Source organism: Rhizobium sp. LEGMi-198b (assembly GCF_054114205.1).
This window is the reverse complement of the sequence record NZ_JBSYVH010000002.1, coordinates 469,820-489,142: the sequence shown is the minus strand read 5'-3', so window position 1 is coordinate 489,142 and position 19,323 is coordinate 469,820. Positions and strand designations below refer to the sequence as shown.

Sequence of the window (19,323 nt, the reverse complement as noted above, 5' to 3'; positions counted from 1 at the left end):
GGTCCTTCTAACGGTGCAACGTTATGTGCTACGGTGTTGGCGAGGGTTTTCCGCCAGACTTTGCTTGGGATCACGCAGGTTTGTTTTCCGGGCACTGCGGAGCTGTGATCAGACTAACAGTCTGCAATTTTCCGGCTGCCTCTTTCTGGCCTTGATGTTTAACACCATATGTCGGGAATCTAGGCGTCGTCGGATGTCGTTTGTCGGTAAGGTTTGGATGAAATTGTTGAGCGCTTTTCCGTCTGTCCTGCGTCGTCAGCCTTGCGGCCGCTGACCGATGGAGCGCGTCGCCGAACAGCGGAAACCGGATGAGCGTCGATGGGGACTGATCCCTTCCATTCTGGTGCACATCCTGTTTTTCGCTGCGCTTTTCCTGCTGCCGGTGGTGGCTATGCCGATACCGCAGCCGGAAGACAGCATCAATGTCGAGATGGTGCCGCAGCCCAAGGAGGAGGCAAAGAACGCCGCAAAGCCGTCGGAGCGCGCCGGGCGCGTGCCGACGCCGACACCCAGGCCCGATGAAAAGCAGCCTTCGAAGGAACCGAAGGCGGCGTCCACCGACAAGACTGAGGGCGAGCAGACCGCTGACAAGCTGAGCGACGAGAGCAAGACGAAGGCTGAGAAGGGGCCTGACCCGAACTCTAAGGATCAGGACGCGAAGTCACAGGAGCCCGCGCAGGCCGATAAGCCTGCCGATGTGAAGACCGATCAGCCATCGCCGGCCACCGAGCAGGCCGACGCGCAGCCGCAGCCGGGTGACGCGCAGTCGCCGACGCCGGCCGATGATCAAGCGAAGCCGCAAGATCAGACGCCGACGACCGACGATCCGGCACAAGCAAAGCAGGACCAGCCGCCAGCCAGTTCCGATCCGGCGACGCAGCCGCAGCAACAAACTGCGGATCAATCGATGCCGCTCGCTGACAATCCACCACAACAGCCGCCTGCACAGCAGGCTGCAGCAGGGGCCAATACGCAGCCGCAGGCGAACCAGACGCCGCCGGCAAGCGATGCCACTCCGCAGCAGCAACAGGCGCACGCCGAGGAGGCAGCGAAGACCGACACGGAAGCCAAGGCCGTCAAGCCTGACGCCGCAGCGTCTGCAACCGATCCGAATTCCAGTGATCCCGCATCGACGCCGACGCCGGAAGAGCTGGCGACGGACCAGCCGTCTGACACCCAGATCGCCGAGCCGAACATGCCTGCTACCGATGCAGCAGGCACGCAGGCGGATCAAAAGGACGGAGCGGCGTCCGATCCCATAGCGGGACTAGCGAAGACTGCCGAAGGGCAGGTAGACCAGCAGCAGGCCGCGGCCGATCCAAAGGTTGCGCCGGATGTCGCAGTTCCGACGACCGGAGGAGCGCAGCCACAGCAGCAATCGCAGGATCAACCGGTCTCCGGCGACCCAAGTGACCCGACGGCCGGAACCACCTTCGTCCCCGCGCCTCAACCTCGGCCGCAGCAGCAGGCGTCAGCGGACAGCACGCAAGACGCATCGAAAACCGATCCGTCGCAGGCTCAGCAAAAGGTCGGTGGCCAGCAGGGCAAATTCATCCAGGCCAAGCGCTTCTACTCCGGTACAGAGATGGCGCGCATGTCGAAGGACGAATTGGACACTTGGAAAAAGCTGCCGCGGCGTGAACGTGTGCGGCAGCTTTGCAATAACGAGCAAAAGCTGCAGTACTGGCATGATTTAAATGCCTACGGTCTCAATTTCATCAATTCTGCGCTCTCACCTAATATGTACATCTACACCGGCATCTACGGCGATGGCGTTGCAGTTGAGACGCCCAAAGGATGGCAACAGGTCCAATTCAAATGCCAGGTTGATGACGATGCCTTGAAGGTTGTCGCTTTCTCCTATGCCGTCAAAGGTCGCATTCCCGCCAGTCGGCTAGAGAAACTGGGCGCCCCCAGCAATTGAGGGCACATCTCACCCTGAAACAATAGTTTATTCCCAACGCCGATAGAAAATCGGCCCATTTCATCATACGATTGCGTCTGACAACGTCTGATTCATTCCCTCCCTTCGCATCGCCCAATTCCAATGACATCGATCACAGCCCATTCCAATTCGATGGCCGCCGGCCATTCCACGCCTCGTGGCGTCCTCTTGGCATTCGCATCCTATGCCGTCTTTGCGTTCAGTGACGCGTCGATCAAGATATTGCATGGGACGCTGCCGTCCTATCAGGTGGCCTTCATCGGCTCGCTGTTCGGTTTTGCGGCGATCCCGTTTCTGAAGACGCGCGGAGATGAGTGGCTGGATGTCGTCAGGACGACGAACCGGCCGCTGTGGATGCTTCGTTTCGCCTGTGGCGCGATCGGCGCCATCTGCTCGATCGTGGCTTTCACCAAGCTGACGATGGCAGAGGCTTTCGCGCTGCTCTTTCTGCTGCCGTCCTTCGTCACCATTCTGTCCGTCGTGTTCCTCAAGGAGGACGTGCGCTGGCAAAGATGGACGGCGGTGATCATCGGTTTCGTCGGCGTGCTGGTCGTGCTGCGGCCGGGTTTTCGTGAGCTTTCGATCGGCCACCTCTGCGCAGCGATCGGGGGCTTAAGCGGGGCCGTCTCGATCGTTATCAATCGCGCGCTTGGCTCGAAGGAGAAGCGCATCTCGCTTTATGGGGCGGTGTTGTTCGGCACGCTGATCGTCAGCGGTTTGCTGATGCTGCCGGAGATGACATGGCCGACGGCTTGGCAATGGATGTTCCTCGCCAGCTACGGCCTTCTCGGCGCTGCCGGCACCGTCCTCTTGATGAGCGCAGCGAAGTTGGCGCCCGCCAATCTCGTCGCGCCGCCGCAATATAGCCAAATGATTTGGGCGATCGGTTTCGGCTATCTGCTGTTCAATGACAGCATAGATCTGCCGATGGCGCTCGGCATCGTCCTTATTGTCTTTTCCGGCCTGCTGACGCTGGCACGCGAGCGCAAACGCGGCACACCCTTGCCGGCGGCGGTTGTGGCTGCGGACACACGGGCATCGTTCGCGACAGCGCAGGAGTCGCAGGCCAAGACACCAAATCGGTGAAATGCTTCGCCGGCGGTCCCTTTATCTCGTCACCCGAATGAATGGGGATTAGGTTTATTGTCGCCGCAAGGTGACAAGCCTATTGTGTTACTCGGGGCGAACCCATCTTCACGGGAAGGGACCCCAAACACTGGATGGCGGTGCGTAATTCCGAAAACCATGATGGTTTTCGAGGGGCTTACGCGTGGATCAAACCGTTACTGCGTCATCTGCCCGCCCGTCTCAACGGGCATGCGGCGCAGCGGAGGAGGTGTGAGATGACCACTTATATCGTTCTGCTCAATTGGACCGACCAGGGTGTGCGTAGCGTAAAGGAGTCTCCGCGGCGGCTGGATGTCGCCAAGAAGCAGTTGGAAGAGATGGGCGGTTCCTTCAAACAATTTTTCCTGACTATGGGCGAACACGACATGGTCGCTGTCTGCGAGGCACCCGATGATGCGGTGATGGCTCGCTTTGCCTTGGCGCTTGGTTCGAACGGCAATGTGCGCTCGCGCACGCTGAAGGCCTTCCCCGAGGCCGCTTATCGCGAGATCATCGCCTCCCTGGGATAATATTGAGGCGACCTTGCCACGTTGACTGTTGATTCCCCGGCCAGTGGCGCTTGGCCGGGAGATGGAACGCCGTGATGTGGGCGCGGGAAGCTTGGACGATGCAGCCCACCATTGACCGCAACGGCCGACTTCGAAAAGATGTCGGATGAACGAAATGGCGTTGAGATATGGAACAGCCTTGCCTTTTTGGCGCGGACTATAGCGTCTACGTGCGAATTGCGCGCCTTGCGCTCATCGAGAAAGGCGTCGAGCACCAGAGGGTGCCGATCGACATTTTCGCTGAGGGCGGGCCGCCGGCATCCTATCTGGAGCGGCATCCATTCGGCCGGATTCCGGCTTTCGAACACGGCGATTTTCGGCTCTACGAGACGACTGCGATCACGCGCTATGTCGATGAGGCATTCGAGGGGCCGCGCCTGCAGCCTATGGCGCCTCGGCAGCGCGCGCGGATGAACCAGATCGTCAGCATTGCCGACGCATATCTCTATCCGCATCTGGTGTGGGGTATCTACGTGGAGCGGGTCTCAAAGCCGGCAGAGGGCATTGCCGCCGACGAGGAACGAATAGCCACGAGCCTTTCCAAGGCCGCAATCGGCCTTGCCGCTCTTTCAGATCTTATGGAAGATACGCAGTGGCTCTGCGGTCCGGACCTGACACTGGCCGATCTCTACGTGGCGCCGATGTTCGACTATTTTCTCATGGCGCCGGAGGGGCGGGAAATGATCGAGCATCATCCCAAGCTGGCGTCGTGGTGGTCGCGTATTGCAGCCCGGCCAAGTGTCGAGATGACGGCTTTCAGCAAACTGGAAGAGCCGGGCGCATGAAGCCAGGCCAGTTCAGGATGTTTCGCTCCTCCATTGCCGGCGTCGAAGCCGTGGCGGCGGAGACAGGATATAGTTTTCCCAAGCATACCCATGATCAGTTCGGCATCGGCGTCATCGAGCGCGGCGCGCAGGTGTCGCTGAGCGGGCGTGGCGTGGTGCGGGCTGAGACCGGCGACGTCATCACTCTCAATCCGAACGAAGTGCATGATGGCATGCCAATTGGGGAGAGCCGTGTTTGGTCGATGCTCTATTTCGACCCACGGCTGATGACGGATCTTCTGGGCGATATCGGTGAGGGCGGCACCGGCGAGGGGGAACTTCCTTCTCCCGTCATTCGAAACGGACAGATCGCCGCGCGATTCAGAACACTGTTTTCGACGGTAACTCGTCAGGATGGTCAGGACGCTGCGCTGCGGCGAGACGGACTGTTGTTATCGCTTGTTGCGGACGTGATGCGTGAGCAGGGGCACGCGGAAGCGGGTGCCAATGCGCCCGCCGCGATCATGCGTGCTCGCGACCTCATCGATGATGATCCGGCAGCATCGGTGACGCTCGCCGATCTCGCCGGAGTGAGCGGGCTCAGCCGTTTCCAGCTCCTACGCGGTTTCGCCAAGGTGACCGGATTGACACCGCACGCCTATCTGCTTCAGCGTCGCATCCAGCGAGCGCGGCGGCTGATTGCCGGCGGCATGCCGCTGGCCGAGGCGGCCTTTGCCAGCGGCTTTGCCGATCAAAGCCATATGACTCGGATTTTCGTGCGCAATTTTGGTGTGTCGCCGCGCATCTATGCCGACACGACGCGCTGAGGCATCTGCAATTTCGTTCAAGACCGGCTGCCCGCATCGAGGTCTTCTGCTGTTCCAAATCAGAACCGCGCAGAAGGAAAAGCCATGTATTTCCGCCATTCGAATGAGATGTGGAGCGAATTCCCCGATCTGGTCCCCGGCGTCCTCTTCGTGGAAGGAATCACCGCCGATGTGGCCGTCAGCGATCGTCTCGCGAAGTTCCATGCAATCGCCGAGGAGCGGCTGGCGGGTAGTGCGGAAGGCGAGATGCCGGAGATCCAGGCCTGGCGTCGGACCTTTTCGAAAATGGGCCTGAAGCCGACGCAATATCGCTGCGCTTCCGAGGCTTTGCTCAGACGATTCCGCCAGGAAAAATCGCTGCCGCAACTGCATCCGCTCGTCGATCTGTGCAACGCCATCTCGATCGCCTTCGCCATTCCCGTCGCCGTCTTCGATCTTGCGAAGATTTCCGGCGATCTCGAAGTCAGGCACGCGACCGGCAGAGAGAGCTATCTCACCTTCGCTGGCGAAACGGAGCATCCGGAGCCGCGCGAAGTGATCTTTGCCGATAGTGCCGACCGGGCGCATGCGCGGCGCTGGACCAATCGTCAAAGCGGCCTTTCCGCCGTTCGCGAGGATACGCGATCGCTGCTGATCGTCGCCGAGGCCATGCATGAGGCGGCCGGAAATGATGTGCCGAGATTGATCGCAACCCTTGCCGCTGAACTTGCCGGCGTGTGGTCGGTCGACACAAAGACTGGGATGCTCAGTCGCTCTTCACCACGATTTGATCTCTAGGCTCGCGCGCTTTGGCGGCAATTTGCCGATCTAGCCAAAAACGCGGTTGACAAGTGCGGCGTTCGGGCAGAGCAGGGGACTTAGATAAATATTTCATATTGCTCATAAAGTTGTTCCGGGCACGACCGGAACAGAAGAAAGACATATGGACACCCTGCATAGTCACGATCGGGTCAGCGCGCTCGGTCATCCCGGATATCGTTCCTTCGCCGCCTCCCGCGTCTTTTCCTCCATCGGTTTCCAGTCGGTCACCGTTGCCATGGGCTGGATGATCTACGATCAGACCCATAGCGCCTTCTTCCTTGGCCTGGTCGGTTTCTGCCAGTTCCTGCCGATGGTGATCCTGACCTTCATTGTCGGTCATGTTGCCGACCGGTTCGATCGCCGGCGCATCGGCCTGGTCTGCCAGTTGATCGAAGCCTTGACAGCGCTAGCCCTTGCCGTCGCAGTCTGGCAGCACTGGATCGGCCCGGCCGGCATCCTCGCCGCAGTCGCCGTCATGGGGGCGGCAACTGCCTTCGAGCGTCCGACCATGGCCGCTCTATTGCCGAATATCGTGCCGCCGTCGATGTTGCAGATAGCGATCGCTACCTCCACATCGATGATGCAGACCGCTTTCATCATCGGTCCGTCGCTCGGCGGCCTGCTCTATGGCGTCAGTCCGATTGCGCCTTTCGCGGTGTCTGCCGTGCTGTATGTCATTGCGAGCCTCAACGTCATTTCGATCCGCACCGAACGACAGCAGCCGTCGTCGCGGGAGCCGGTGACTCTGAGCTCGGTCTTTGCCGGCGTCTCCTTCATCAGGAGCAGGCCGGTGATGATGGGCACGATCTCGCTCGATCTCTTTGCCGTGCTGCTCGGCGGCGCCACGGCGCTGCTGCCGATGTTCGCGCGCGATATCCTGCATGCCGGCCCCTGGGGCCTCGGACTGCTGCGCGCCGCGCCCGCAATCGGTGCTTTGGTCATGTCGATCTGGCTGGCACGCCGACCGCTGCAAACGGATGTTGGCAAGAAGATGCTGCTTGCCGTTTTCGTGTTCGGCATCGCCACCGTCGTCTTTGCGCTCTCGAGCAACATCATCCTCTCCGTCACGGCATTGCTTGTCGTCGGGGCGTCAGATACGGTCAGCGTTGTGGTGCGCAGTTCGCTGGTGCAGCTCCTGACGCCGGACAACATGCGCGGCCGCGTCAATGCCGTGAATTCCCTGTTCATCGGCACGTCCAACCAGCTCGGCGAATTCGAATCCGGCATGCTCGCCAGCGCGCTTGGCCCGGTTCTCACCGGCATCGTCGGCGGCGTCGGCACCATCGCCGTCGTGCTGCTTTGGATGCGGATCTTTCCGGATTTGACCAAGGTCAAGACGCTCAGGGGATGAGGCGACCCTCGGCCAGACCGGTGATACGATCCGGCAAACGGCTTCGCGCTCAGGTCTGTAGGCTCATGGATGGTGCGGAATATCGTCCAGCCCGGCATCTCGCCTCAGGTGGCCGTTGACTGAGAGGATATTTTCGCGTCTCGCCTTCTTTTCGGCACGCCGTTTTTGGACGCAAGCAAACGCACGGAGCAGCCGGGTGATCCGCTTTTCGACGCTACGCCTCAGAATGAATCCATGAATGTTTCTCATCTGTCATAAGCCTGATGGTCTTATGACTTAGAGGAATGCGCCAGTATGCTTCTCATGTATAATGAAGCTTTCATCGCCTATGCATGAAGGATTTTCATGGGAAAAAGACCGCTTCCGCCACTGGCCGTCTTGCAAGCATTTTGCGCCATCGTCGAAACCGGCGGTTTTGGCCGAGCGGCTGAGAGGATGGGGCTGACGCAGACTGCCGTCAGTCATCAGCTTTCGCAGCTTGAAGGCTGGATCGGCGGCAGGCTTTTCGATCGCGGCCGGTCGGGCGCAAGGTTGACGCCGCTCGGGGCGCGGCTCCACCCGGCGATTGTGGAGACGATTTCTCAATTGGAGACGGCGTTGTATCACGCGCGGGCGAGTGTGTCGGTTCGCACGCTGACGCTGTCGGTGACGCCGGAATTTTCCAGCCAATGGCTGGCGTCTCGATTTGGTGATTTCTGCCAGCGCCACCCCGACATCGAGCTGAAGATGATTGTCGGCTATCAGCGACCCGATTTCGGGCCTGAGGGCGTCGATCTTGCAATCTGGCTCGGGCGAGCCGAAGCCGGCCTCGTCCAGGAAGAGTTGCTGACGGATGAGGAGTTTGTCGTCAGTTCACCGACGCTGTCCGAGCTGTTGCCGAAGCGCAATGCCATAAAGGAAGCGCCGCTGCTGCGTTACACCGGCATGCGCCATACCGTAGTGGATTGGCAGCGCTGGTACGAACAGGTGATTGGCGACGGCAATGACGGCGGAATGGCCGATTTCAATATTGGCCAGGCGGCGGAGAACGGACCTCTATTCGAATCCTTTGCCGACATGCTCGGAGCATGTCGGGACGGTCTCGGCTTTGCGCTGGTTCGCAGCTCCCTTGTCGCGAAGGATCTCGCGGAGGGGCAGTTGGTGCGTTGTTTTGTCGAAGTTCAGCCGGCAGCCGTCAGTTACAATCTGATCTATCCGTCGAATGCCTTGCAAAACCCATCGGCTGCGTTGTTCCGCACCTGGTTGATATCTCGGGTCAATGCCGTTGCTTGATCAGGCTCGCTGTCAATCGCCCAGCCTGATCAAGCCGGCCTCTGTCGCCGCAAAGCCCAGGTTCCGATAGAGGCCGGCGAGATGAGGTTCGAAATCGACATGCAGCCACTCTGCGCCGCGTTCGCGCGCAACGTTCGTTGCCATTTCGACAAGCTTGGTTGCTATTCCCTGTCGACGGAATTCGGGTGCGACGGTGGTATCAAGGATAAAGGCATGTATGCCACCATCCGAGGCGACGTTGACGAATCCTATCAGGCGCACTCCATGGAAGGCGCCGATATGGGCGAGGCTTCTCGGCAGGATAGATGAGAAATCGCGTGGGGTACTCTCGTTCCAAGCCGTTGCCCACAGGGCGTTGAGTGCTTGGTTGTCAGGATAGGGATCGATCCTGAATTCGATCGTCATGACCATCATCTCGTCATTGATGAAACCGCAATGGCAAGCTTATCCGCAGGGAGAATGGATGCAACGGGCGCGTAGGGCAGGCCGATATCAAGGCGATTGGAATGGAAAAGTGCATCCCATCTCGGATCGCGCTATGATCGATCTTCCTTTGCGTGTGGAAACAGAACAGAGGAGGTTGTTATGGGCTATGTGGATGGTTTTGTTATTGCCGTTCCGAAAGACAAGCTGGAGATTTACAAGATGTTGGCGGGGAAGTCCGGCGATATCTGGAAAGAATATGGTGCGCTTAGCTACGTGGAGTCTGTTGGGGACGATGTGCCCTATGGCCAGTTGACGTCCTTTCCGCGCTCCGTTCAGGCGAAGGAAGACGAGGTGGTGATCTTTTCCTGGATTACTTACGAATCTCGCCAGCATCGCGATACCGTGATGGAAAAGGTCATGGCCGATCCGCGGCTGAAAGACGAGATGGCAAATATGCCTTTTGATGGCAAACGCATGATCTATGGCGGCTTCGAGATTTTCTTGCAGCTCTGATCGGCCTTGGCGGCAGCGGCTGGGCTTGACTTTCCGCCCGTTGCGACCGACCTCAAGCGGATCGCTGCGATCAATACCGGAGATGCCATGCCGCAGACCGTCATCACACTGTCGACCCATGGCCAAGGACTTTATGAGTTCACAGACCAGGCAGCGGAATTCGTCCGTGCAGGGACTTCGGCAGGCTCCACATCGAGCGACGCGCTGCTGACGATCTTCGTCCGCCATACCTCCTGTTCGCTGCTGATCCAGGAGAACGCCGATCCTGACGTGCAGACGGATCTCAACGCCTTCTTCCGCCGGCTCGTGCCACCGTCTTCCGACCCTTCGATGCGCTGGATCGTCCATACGACCGAGGGGCCGGACGATATGCCGGCGCATATCAAGACAGCGCTCACGCAGGTGTCGATCGGCATCCCCGTGATGCGCGGACGCCTGACACTTGGCACATGGCAGGGCATCTATCTTTTCGAGCACCGCGACCGCCCGCACCGGCGCGAAATCGTGCTGCATCTTTCGGTCTGATTCAGGAAAATTCGCGTCAACCGATCGTCCATTGCGCTGAATACAATCTGAATGAGTAATTCGTCTTCAGTGCAGCTTGGCTGGCCTAATGTTGCTTCAATCCTGAGGCATTTGGCCAAATCAGGATTGCAACGATCCGTAGCAGGACTTGAAGGAGAAATACCCATGATCGGCATTTTCGCCAAGGCTGGCATTGCAGCTCTCATCACGCTCGGCGCCGTTTCTGCCGCCTCGGCCAACGACCTTTCACCGAGTATTCATCAGGTGCGCCACGATCCCCATCGCGGTCGCATCTGCTCGCCGATAGCAGCCGTTCAGAAGGCTCGCGCCATGGGCCTGCGCCGCGCTCGAATCCAGAATATCACGCCGCGCCGTGTCGTCGTTGAAGGCTTTGGCCGGCACGGTCCGGATCGTGTCGTTTTCGCCAACGTGCCGGGTTGCCCGTTGATCCGCCGCTGATATCGCGTGGCCGTTTATGGCCATGATCGCGCTGCCGCAGCGATGTTTTAAGATGAGTGAAGTCGTCCTCATAAAGGAGGGCGGCTTTTATTTTCTGCTGTGCAGTGAGTCCGCCTCTGGTCTCGCTTTTGCTTTCATTGTACCTGAATGGCGTATGAACGGTTGATTCTGGACTTGTTCAGTATCGCGCCGTTACTCCCGAGGCATTCGCTCAGGAGATGCGGTAAGCACATGAGAGAAGCCTTTCGCTCCATGGAGGACAGATGAGAGAATTACTGGCAAAGTTGGGGATCGCAGCCGCGATCACTGTTACTGCGCTGTCGGGCACCGCGGAATATGCTTCCGCCCAGGGCGTCGACATTTATATTGGCCCGGGCCGGCATCGGCCGCCACCGCCGGATTACGATATCCCGCCGCCGCGCTACGAACGTCGTGGCTGTGATCCGCGCGAGGCCATGGATGTTGCTCGCGGCTACGGCCTGCACCGCGCTCGCGTGGTGGACGTGACGCCGCGCCGCGTTATCGTCGATGGTTTCGGCCGCCGTGGTCCGGATACGATGATGTTTGCCAATGTTCGCGGTTGCCCGTTGATCGGCCGCTAATATCATCTGCGGACGCGCATTGTGTCCGATGGCCACAGCTTGACGCTTTCGCTTTATGGCGGGGGCCACGAAACCGCCCTCTGCTCGGTCCTTTGAGACTTGAGCGAAGGGCGGTTTTGTTTTGTGGCTATTGCTGGATTGCGTAGGTGATGCTGACCAAGGCGTTATAGGTGTTTTCGCCGCTCGCCACCGGCACCGCCTTGTCGGCAGCCATGGCCATGGATTGGCGCATATATGGCTGCGGCGGCGTGACGATGGCGCCCTCGTTGATCGAAATGACGTGGCCAAGCTTGACCCCCGCCGCATCGGTCAAAGTTTTTGCTTTTGCCGCAGCATCGGCTACAGCGTTCTTTCGGGCCTCTTCCAGCGCTGCGTCCGGCTTGTCGTTGGTAAACTGAATATCGCCGCCCTGGTTGATACCGAGATTGACCGCCTGATCGAGGAGGGCCCCGAGCTTGGAGAGATCCCGCACGCGCACCGTCAGTCCGTTGGTCACCTGATAGCCGGTGAGGGTCGGCGGCACCGGATGGCCATCTTTGTCGTTCTGATAGTCATATTGCGGCTGGATAGAGAAGCCGGACGTCTGAAGATCGCGCTCCGCAATACCTCTGTCCTTTAGCGTCGCCAGCACCGCGCCCATCGCCTTATTGTTCTGATCGAGCGCGTCCTGGGCGGCTTTTGCCTGCTTGACGACCGAGAGCGTGACAACCGCCATATCCGGCGCGATTGCGGAATGTCCCTCTCCAGTGACCGTGATGATCGCCTCGCGCGGTTTTGCATCCTCGGCGAAACTATGGGTGGCGGGCACGAGGAGAGTCGCGCCGAGAAGAGCAGCAAAAACAAAATCTCTGGTTTTCATCTGTGGCATGGCTCATTCCTTGGTTGGTGTTTCCTTGGGATTCGCTTTTGCGGATTGATTGTGAAGGTATTGCGGCAGTCCCTTGTGGGAAAAGACGAATTGGGCTAGAGCCAAATCGGCTCCCGGGGAACCATTGCCCCGGCGCTGCGTGCACGCTGATTTTTTAGTCGTGCCGGGCCTGTAGCTCAATGGTTAGAGCCGGCGGCTCATAACCGCTTGGTTGGGGGTTCGAGTCCCTCCGGGCCCACCAATTTTTTGTATTCCAATAACTTAGCTGCTGGTTTTATGTACCAGTCCATGGGCAGCCACAATGCCGACGCCGATAGAGTCGGGTCCGCTTTCGCCCCATCGCGGACGGGTCGTGAGGGATATCAGTAAATTTAACGGCTGCGGCAACCGTTTCGAATAAGTTTTATAATATTAGCGGCGGCAGTTTAGGTTGCTCGAAACCCGAAACGATATTTGGACGACCTGCAGATGCGAGACCAACAACGACACGACGAAGCTTGGAAGGTCGAACGGCCATCGCGGGCACGTGCGGCGCTAAAATTTGTCAAAGAAAATAAATTGGTATCCTTGGTAACCGCAATGATTGTCTATGCGGCTGTTTTCGATAGCGGACATCGGCCTCTCCGCATGCAGGGGTTATATGACTTATTGGGTCCTACCGCCTTCGCTTGGGTCTCGCGCGCGATAGCCGCGCTATGGGTCCTCGCCGTCTACCTCCTGATGCGCGATAGATATAGAACCGATCGGCGCATAGAGCGCTTTGTCGACGCCAGAGCGATGTTGGAACCCGAGAGAAAAGTTTTAAAACCCGAGGAGCGGTGAGAACGCTACTGAGGCGGAAAAGTGGACGGCTGACCAATGATGATTAGCCAACGCCTCTCGTCTATTCTCGGTCCCAGCTTCGGCTGAAATGGAACGGTGAATAGTTTGTAGTTCGAATCTCATGCCTTCCCCCTCAAGCAGACTGGCGGCAAATCGAAGACGCTCCTCCATCGCCGACGTCTCTCTCCACAGCATCAACACCTCCCGCCAAAGCGGAAAGTGTTACCCATGTCTCCGATACAATACGTCACCTATCTCTCAGGTCGTGCATTCAACGATCATTGAAAAGATTGACTTATTTCGCGATAATTGGCCCACTTTTTTCCGACCACCGAATGCGGTGGGACAATCTTGTCCTGTTTCTGTTCCAGAACGAGGTGCTTGATGCCTGCCTCCGCGGGGCGCCTATGATTGGCTCTCGCCGTGTAGACTGTGGTCTACTGTTTTGTCGTCCGCGATGTCCCGGTGGCACCTTGACCAAGATGCTTTAGACAGTTCGAAGGCTGCCGTCATGACGGCGACGGCAGCTTCGCGCCATTAGTGGTCGTTCGGGTGATCAGTGAATCTCGATAACGCGATGAAAGACCTTGTCCGCTTGCAATTATCTATACGCATGGAAGGGCGCGGCGAATACGCCGCGCTCAGCCTCTTCAGTTTCCCCAGGTCATTTCGCCCTTTGCGACCTTCGCTCCAATTTCCAGCGAAATCGGCATCGCATCGTTCGGATAGAGCTTCTTCATCGCCTCGATGAGTGCCTTGGAATCCTTGGCCTTCGCGGCTTCGGCCTCGAACGCGACGAGGTAGTCGCGAGTATAGGTCACGCTGGAAGCATCAGTCGGCCACGCTTGAGTGGTGTGACCAGGCACGACGACCTTGGGGTGGCGGGCAAGGATGTCTTCAAGCGCGGCCTTCCATGCCGTGCGTTCTTCGGCGGTCGGCATGTCCGCGACCCAGGGGTACATGCCCCCGAACACCGCCACGCCCCCGAACACGGCGCTCAGCGAGGGAACCCAGATGTAGCGGCCACGGTCCTTGACGCCCGGCGCAGTGACGATTTCCAGCTTTTCGCCGTCGACCGACAGGGAGGTGATGTCGCTGACTTCAGGGAAGATGAGGTCCGCAACGGCCTTAGGACCATTATCACCCAGAACCGGCGACCATGCCTTAATCTTGCCTTCAGCCTTCGTGCGCATCAAGGCTACGGTATCAGCGGCAGCAAGAATGCGGGCGTCCGGAAACGCCTGGTGAACAGGTGCGAGGCCGAAGTAGTAGTCGGGATCGTTGGTCGTGATGTAGATCGTGGTCAGGCGCTTGCCGCTAGCCTTGATGGCGTCCGCAACGGCCTTGCCGTCCGAGAAGCTGAAGCTCGAGTCGATAAGAACCGCTTCGCTCTTTCCGGTGATGAGAACCGGGGCGCGCAGAAAGCCGGCTTCGGTGGTCTTGAAAGCCTTCCACGACAGAGCAGGCTGCTCCTGCGCGGTTGCGAACGAGGCGATAGCGATCATTACAGCGGCGGCGGCCGCGATCGACTTGAGGGTATTGCGACGGTTGGGCATTGATTTAGTTCCTGATGGAGGTGGAAGAGAGGTCCGGAGCCTACCAAGGAGGCAAGCGGATCCGGGCGCAGCCGCCACCTCATTGATGAGCGGCTGCGCTAAAGCGAATGGTGCTGAAAACTGGTGGTTAGTAGCCGACGGTGAAGCGCTGCTTCACGTGCGTTGGTGCTTCGATTTCGTTGACGAGCGCGACGGCGAAGTCTTCAAACGAAATGCTGCTGCCGTTTTCGTTGGTCAGGAGCCGGTCCTTGCCGAGGCGGAAGTTACCTGTACGCTCGCCCGGCACGAAGGCAGCGGAGGGCGACAGGAAGGTCCAGTCGAGGCCGTCCTCGGCCTTGAGCTGTTTGAGATAGTCAACGCCACCCTGGGCTTCGGCCTTATACATCGCCGGGAATTCGGGTGTGTTGACGAGAAGGACGCCCGGCGCGACTTCAAGGCTGCCGGCGCCGCCGACCACATAGTAGCGGCGAACGCCTGAGGCCTTGACGGCGCCGATCAGCTTGTCGGGATTGGCGGCGGAAAAATGGACCGAGCTGATGACGGCGTCATGTCCGGCCAGGACGTTTGCTAGAGCGTCCGGAACGTCAATGTCACCCGCCTCGGCGGTGACGTTCGGCAGGGCGCCGACCTTGGAGGGGTCGCGGGCGATGGCGGTAACGGTATGGCCGCGCGAGGACAGTTCGGCAAGGATGCGGGAACCGGCCTGACCGGAAGCGCCGATGAGTGCGATTTTCATGATGATCTTCCTTTTGGGTTGTGGTTTTCAAGGAGCTGCTGGCAGCCTGGAAAGTGCTGCGACGAGATGCTGCGGGCCGCGGTAGAGGGCTTCGCCGCTCAGAACGTGCGACGTCCCGTTGACGACTGCGACGAGCTGCGGAACGCCGCGAATGCCGAGGGTGTTCATCCGAACATGTGTTTCTTCCATTCGCTCCATAGTCCGCTCACGCAGATCCACATCATTCCGGAGTCGGTCGGCGAAAGCCTCGATCGCCAGTTCGGAGCCGTGGTCGGCGGCCACCCGGACGGCAACCTCGGTCACCTCGTCGATGCTGGATGTGTCGCGCCCCTCGACATAACGGGCGATCTGCACGGCATGCAGGAAGCGGGGTTCAAGGCGAGCATCCTGCTCGCCAAGAGCGGTCAGGGCCAGTGTTGCTGACCGGGAATCGAAGACGCCGTTCGGCGCCAGCAGGACGTTATGGCGGTAGGCTTCCGAAAACGGCTGGCCCGTCAGGCTCTGGATACGCTGGTCGTTGCGCCAGGCATGGTCAGCGATGGACGAGATCGGCCGTCCGCCTACGAAAAGGCCGGAGGGCAGCATCTTGAGCTTGTCGCCGTATTTGTCGGCCAGGCCCGCCAGCGCCGGCGCACTTGCATAGCACCAGCCGCAGAGTGGGTCGAAGAAGTATTGAAGTTCGATGTCGGCGGTCATGTCGATCTCCTTTGTTGGGAGACAATGTAGTGTTGCAAAAATCAAGGATATACAGCACTATGCGATACAGAATGTTGCATGGATCGAGCAAATTATGGATCGAATCACCGCGGCGGTAGTCCTGTTGAAAACAGTCGAACGTGGCAGTGCGTCGGCTGCCGCTGAAGAACTCGGGATGTCGCGTGCGATGGCCTCGCGGTATATTGCGTCGATCGAGGAATGGTCGGGAACAAGGCTTCTTCATCGCACGACACGGCGGCTCAGTCTGACTTCAGCCGGCGAGCGCGTTCTGGAGCTGTGTAGGGAGATGGTTCGCGTCGCCGACGCCGTGACCGAGGTGGCGGTTCATTCCGATACTCCACATGGTCTTCTGAGAGTAACCGCCCCAAGTATTCTCGCCGAGGCGCAGCTCATACCTCACTTCTCGGAATTCGCGACCAGATATCCCAGGATCAAGATCGATCTGCAGATCTCGGACAGATCTGTCGACCTCGTTCAGGACCGCATCGATATTGCAATCCGTATCGCGAACCATCTCGATCCATCCCTGACGGCGAAACGTCTGGGGCATTGCCCATCTCGCCTGTATGCCTCTAAGGACTACCTGGCAGCGTGCGGCGAGCCTGCTTCACCGGAAAACCTAATAGCCCATCGGTGCCTGACCTATGCGCACCTGGGCGGCTCAGAATGGCTGCTGAACAAGGACGAGGGTGAGGTTACAGTAGCTGTGTCGGGAGGGTTTCAGACGAACGACGCTCTGGCTTTGCAACGTGCCGCTCTTTCAGGTCTCGGCATCGCCATGCTGCCTTGCTTCGCGGCGGATGAGGAAGTCCGCGCCGGGAAACTCGCGGTCGTCCTGCCGGATTGGAAGCCTCGGTCCCTCGGCATTCATGCTCTCTACGTTTCCCGCAAGCATCTCCCGACGGCTGCGCGGGCTTTGATCGACTTCCTTTCCGAAAAGCTCGGCGGTTCCCCCCGTTTGGGATCGGCAATCACCTCGTAAGGTCCGGGGCGTCCACCGCCTTCATACCAATAAAGAAGTTGAGTAAGCGTCGAACCAACCTTTTGCGCTTCATCAGGCCAAAGTCCGGATTTGATCAGGACTTAGGTCCGTGTTCAGAAGCAGCGCTCATGACGTATTAACATCCCAGTTGTGAGACACAGCCTTGCAAATGAGGGTGTGCAAATCGGGATGGGAAGAACACATGAAAATGATCGCAATCGCAGCACTGGCGTTTGCAACGGCGTTACCAACGTCGCCGGCATTCTCTCAGATCTACTTTGAGTACGGGACCGGTCCTCGCTACTACGATGATCGGCCACCACCGCGATACTATCACCGGCCACGCTATGCATACGATGGCTACTATGACGGCCCGAGATATGACTATGGTCGCCGGTGCTGGACAGAAAAATATTACAGGTACAGCTATCACCATCGGGTGAAGCTATACAGGACCGTTTGCGACTAGCGCTCGACACCCCCGGGCGTACTGCATCACTGTGGGTGGGCAAATTTGCCTACCCACAGTGATCGACGATCATTGCGGCATATCACCTTGTCCTCCGGATGGCTTGCCTCATTGTGCAGTATCCTAAAGCCCCTCAACGTGGGAACGGCAAAAGCCAAAATCCGAAGTAACAGGCGTAGTAGACGTTAAAAACGGGCCATATACTCCCTCATCATTTCGCCATTCATCCACCTTCTTGCATGGGTCAACGCAACGAAGGGTCGCTAGCCAAGCGAATGGGCCGATCACCCAAGGTGTTAGCCTCACGGTAACCGCAGCCGATTTCATCTTGGGCTACATTGCTTTAAGCTGTCGGCTGAACACTTCCGCGAGTCAGTGTGCCATGGTCGGCCAGCTAACCATCAAGCTATTGGGCGAACTCGAGGTCAAGCAGCAGGGAATACTTCTGTCTCTGCCGCAGTCGAAGAAAACCCGCGCTCTTCTTGCCTATTTGGCCGTCATTGGAAGACCCCAGCGTCGCGATCATCTTTGCAAGATGTTCTGGGAAGTTCCAGACGACCCTCGGGCTTCGTTGAGGTGGAGCCTCCATAAACTCAGGCCGATCGTGAATACTGACGGTCATGTGCGTTTGCATGCTGACCACAATTCCGTTCTCCTCAGCCCGCAGATGATCGACGTGGATTTCAAGCGCATGTCGTCTCTCCGACCTGCTGACGTCGACGCCTTGGATACGGAGACATTGGAGTTGCTTGCCACAACGTTTCGCGGCGAATTTCTTGAAGACCTCTGCCTGCCGCACTGCCCAAACTTTGAAGCGTGGCGGCTATGTCACCGGGATATGGCGCTTCGGTTGCACATGGCAATTCTGCGCGTCCTCCTTCGACGCCTTCAAGACAGTCCTGAGCGAGTAAACGTTTATTCTCTGGTGCTTGACCGTCTTACCAAAGAGATTGCCACTGTCGATCTCCCCGAGCAATGGTCGGAGCTTTCAGTCTCCGGGGCTGGGCTGGGCAAGGGGGCTCGCGATGCCCTTAACCAATCACCGCGACTTTCACGGCCTGGATCAGGTCTCGTCTCCCGGACTTTTGAAACGGATGTTCCGTCGCCACCGGTAACACCGAGCAAGAGATCGCAGGACATTCGCTTCTGCAAAACCGCAGACGGGGTAACAATTGCTTACGCGGTGTGTGGACAGGGATCGCCGATCGTGCGAGCCGCACATTGGATGTCGCATCTCCAGTATGATTGGGAAAGTCCGGTGTGGAGGCATTGGATCGATGCCCTTTCGGAGAAGGCGAAGCTGATACGCTATGACGAACGCGGCAATGGCCTTTCGGACTGGATTGCCGAGGATATTTCGTTTGCGGCGATGATTGCGGACCTGGAGAGTGTGGTCGACGCGGCAAGCCTCGACCGGTTCACGCTTCTGGGTGTATCGCAAAGCTGCGCCGTCTCCGTTGCTTATGCCGTCCGACACCCTGAACGGGTTTCGGGGCTCATCCTATATGGCGGATTTGTAAAAGGCTGGCGCAAGCGAAGTGACAGCCATGAGGTCGCCACGCATGAGGCGATGACCGCATTGATCCGGGAGGGGTGGGGTCAGAACAATCCGGTATTTCGGCATCTGTTCACTGCGATGTTCATTCCAGGGGCAGACCAGGTGCAGATGGATTGGTTTGACGAACTGCAGCGCATTTCTGTGTCGCCCAGCAACGCAGGTCGCCTGCACGAAGCATTCGGAGAGATCGACGTTTCGGATGTCCTGTCGCAGGTGACGATTCCGACCCTCGTCCTGCACGCAAGAAAAGATGCAGTCGTTCCCTTTCAGTCCGGAAGAGAGTTTGCAGCCGGCATCCCTGGAGCTCGATTTGTCGATCTCGACAGCGCCAATCACATTCTCCTTGCCAACGAACCCGCCTTTGAGCAGTTTGTTCGTGAACTCACGCGCTTCGTCGCCGAAACAACGCAGCCTCGAGTTATCGCGCCTTGACGCGGACCTGACCGCCTTAGAG

General features: G+C 58.7%; 19 protein-coding genes and 1 tRNA gene. 15 read left to right on the top strand and 5 right to left on the bottom strand.

The features are described from left to right. The first annotated feature begins 277 nt into the window (after positions 1–277). From ACXHXG_RS09060 to ACXHXG_RS09025, 8 genes are all read left to right on the top strand, one after another. Entirely contained in the window at positions 278–1,924 is a 1,647-nt protein-coding gene (locus tag ACXHXG_RS09060) for a DUF930 domain-containing protein (RefSeq protein WP_457899085.1), read from the top strand. Between the two features lie 123 nt (positions 1,925–2,047). After that, the gene (locus ACXHXG_RS09055; protein ID WP_457899084.1) at positions 2,048–3,031 is read left to right on the top strand and encodes a DMT family transporter; all 984 of its coding nucleotides are present in this window, start codon (positions 2,048–2,050) and stop codon (positions 3,029–3,031) included. A gap of 257 nt (positions 3,032–3,288) precedes the next feature. Further along, positions 3,289–3,582 carry a GYD domain-containing protein gene (locus ACXHXG_RS09050; protein WP_104823683.1) on the top strand — a complete coding sequence of 98 codons (294 nt, stop codon included), beginning with the start codon at positions 3,289–3,291 and terminating at the stop codon, positions 3,580–3,582. A gap of 167 nt (positions 3,583–3,749) precedes the next feature. After that, a complete protein-coding gene (locus ACXHXG_RS09045) occupies positions 3,750–4,406 on the top strand; it encodes a glutathione S-transferase family protein (RefSeq protein ID WP_457899083.1) in 657 nt (218 codons plus the stop codon). After that, a complete protein-coding gene (locus ACXHXG_RS09040; protein ID WP_457899082.1) occupies positions 4,403–5,212 on the top strand; it encodes an AraC family transcriptional regulator in 810 nt (269 codons plus the stop codon). Before ACXHXG_RS09045 ends, ACXHXG_RS09040 begins: the two co-directional genes overlap by 4 nt. A gap of 84 nt (positions 5,213–5,296) precedes the next feature. Next, a complete protein-coding gene (locus tag ACXHXG_RS09035) occupies positions 5,297–5,989 on the top strand; it encodes a B3/B4 domain-containing protein (protein WP_104823680.1) in 693 nt (230 codons plus the stop codon). Positions 5,990–6,134: 145 nt separating this feature from the next. Continuing rightward, on the top strand, positions 6,135–7,364 hold the full coding sequence (locus ACXHXG_RS09030; RefSeq protein ID WP_457899081.1) for an MFS transporter: 1,230 nt from the start codon (positions 6,135–6,137) through the stop codon (positions 7,362–7,364). 345 nt (positions 7,365–7,709) lie between these two features. Next, entirely contained in the window at positions 7,710–8,636 is a 927-nt protein-coding gene (locus ACXHXG_RS09025) for a LysR substrate-binding domain-containing protein (protein WP_457899080.1), read from the top strand. A gap of 12 nt (positions 8,637–8,648) precedes the next feature. Here the strand turns inward: ACXHXG_RS09025 and ACXHXG_RS09020 are convergent, their stop codons facing one another. Continuing rightward, the gene (locus ACXHXG_RS09020; RefSeq protein ID WP_457899079.1) at positions 8,649–9,041 is read right to left on the bottom strand and encodes a GNAT family N-acetyltransferase; all 393 of its coding nucleotides are present in this window, start codon (positions 9,039–9,041) and stop codon (positions 8,649–8,651) included. A gap of 180 nt (positions 9,042–9,221) precedes the next feature. Here ACXHXG_RS09020 and ACXHXG_RS09015 point away from each other — a divergent pair, with 180 nt between their 5' ends. The 4 genes from ACXHXG_RS09015 (at position 9,222) to ACXHXG_RS09000 (ending at position 11,161) form a co-directional block, all read left to right on the top strand. After that, positions 9,222–9,575, top strand: a complete 354-nt coding sequence (locus tag ACXHXG_RS09015) for a DUF1428 domain-containing protein (protein WP_457899078.1) — start codon at positions 9,222–9,224, stop codon at positions 9,573–9,575. A gap of 87 nt (positions 9,576–9,662) precedes the next feature. Then, positions 9,663–10,100 (top strand): secondary thiamine-phosphate synthase enzyme YjbQ, encoded by a 438-nt coding sequence (locus ACXHXG_RS09010; protein WP_457899077.1) that lies wholly within the window; start codon positions 9,663–9,665, stop codon positions 10,098–10,100. 165 nt (positions 10,101–10,265) lie between these two features. Beyond that, positions 10,266–10,559, top strand: coding sequence for a hypothetical protein (locus ACXHXG_RS09005; protein ID WP_457899076.1), 294 nt, complete (start codon positions 10,266–10,268; stop codon positions 10,557–10,559). Positions 10,560–10,822: 263 nt separating this feature from the next. Continuing rightward, positions 10,823–11,161 carry a hypothetical protein gene (locus ACXHXG_RS09000; protein WP_283051171.1) on the top strand — a complete coding sequence of 113 codons (339 nt, stop codon included), beginning with the start codon at positions 10,823–10,825 and terminating at the stop codon, positions 11,159–11,161. A gap of 127 nt (positions 11,162–11,288) precedes the next feature. On the opposite strand, the gene ACXHXG_RS08995 is transcribed toward ACXHXG_RS09000, so the two are convergent. Then, positions 11,289–12,029, bottom strand: a complete 741-nt coding sequence (locus ACXHXG_RS08995; protein ID WP_457899075.1) for an SIMPL domain-containing protein — start codon at positions 12,027–12,029, stop codon at positions 11,289–11,291. A gap of 165 nt (positions 12,030–12,194) precedes the next feature. Here ACXHXG_RS08995 and ACXHXG_RS08990 point away from each other — a divergent pair. Continuing rightward, a tRNA-Ile gene (locus ACXHXG_RS08990) sits at positions 12,195–12,270 on the top strand. Between the two features lie 1,231 nt (positions 12,271–13,501). Here the strand turns inward: ACXHXG_RS08990 and ACXHXG_RS08985 are convergent. The 3 genes from ACXHXG_RS08985 to ACXHXG_RS08975 all read right to left on the bottom strand — a co-directional run bounded on the left by ACXHXG_RS08985 (position 13,502) and on the right by ACXHXG_RS08975 (position 15,839). After that, positions 13,502–14,407 carry an MBL fold metallo-hydrolase gene (locus ACXHXG_RS08985; protein ID WP_457899074.1) on the bottom strand — a complete coding sequence of 302 codons (906 nt, stop codon included), beginning with the start codon at positions 14,405–14,407 and terminating at the stop codon, positions 13,502–13,504. A gap of 127 nt (positions 14,408–14,534) precedes the next feature. Then, the gene (locus ACXHXG_RS08980; protein WP_457899073.1) at positions 14,535–15,143 is read right to left on the bottom strand and encodes an NAD(P)-dependent oxidoreductase; all 609 of its coding nucleotides are present in this window, start codon (positions 15,141–15,143) and stop codon (positions 14,535–14,537) included. 27 nt (positions 15,144–15,170) lie between these two features. Further along, positions 15,171–15,839, bottom strand: coding sequence for a DsbA family protein (locus ACXHXG_RS08975; protein ID WP_457899072.1), 669 nt, complete (start codon positions 15,837–15,839; stop codon positions 15,171–15,173). A 94-nt stretch (positions 15,840–15,933) separates the two neighbouring features. Between ACXHXG_RS08975 and ACXHXG_RS08970 the strand changes: the two genes are divergently transcribed. Both ACXHXG_RS08970 and ACXHXG_RS08965 read left to right on the top strand, forming a co-directional pair. Next, positions 15,934–16,842 (top strand): LysR family transcriptional regulator, encoded by a 909-nt coding sequence (locus tag ACXHXG_RS08970; protein WP_457899071.1) that lies wholly within the window; start codon positions 15,934–15,936, stop codon positions 16,840–16,842. 851 nt (positions 16,843–17,693) lie between these two features. Continuing rightward, entirely contained in the window at positions 17,694–19,301 is a 1,608-nt protein-coding gene (locus tag ACXHXG_RS08965; protein WP_457899070.1) for a bifunctional AfsR/SARP family transcriptional regulator/alpha/beta hydrolase, read from the top strand. The last annotated feature ends 22 nt before the right edge of the window (positions 19,302–19,323 follow it).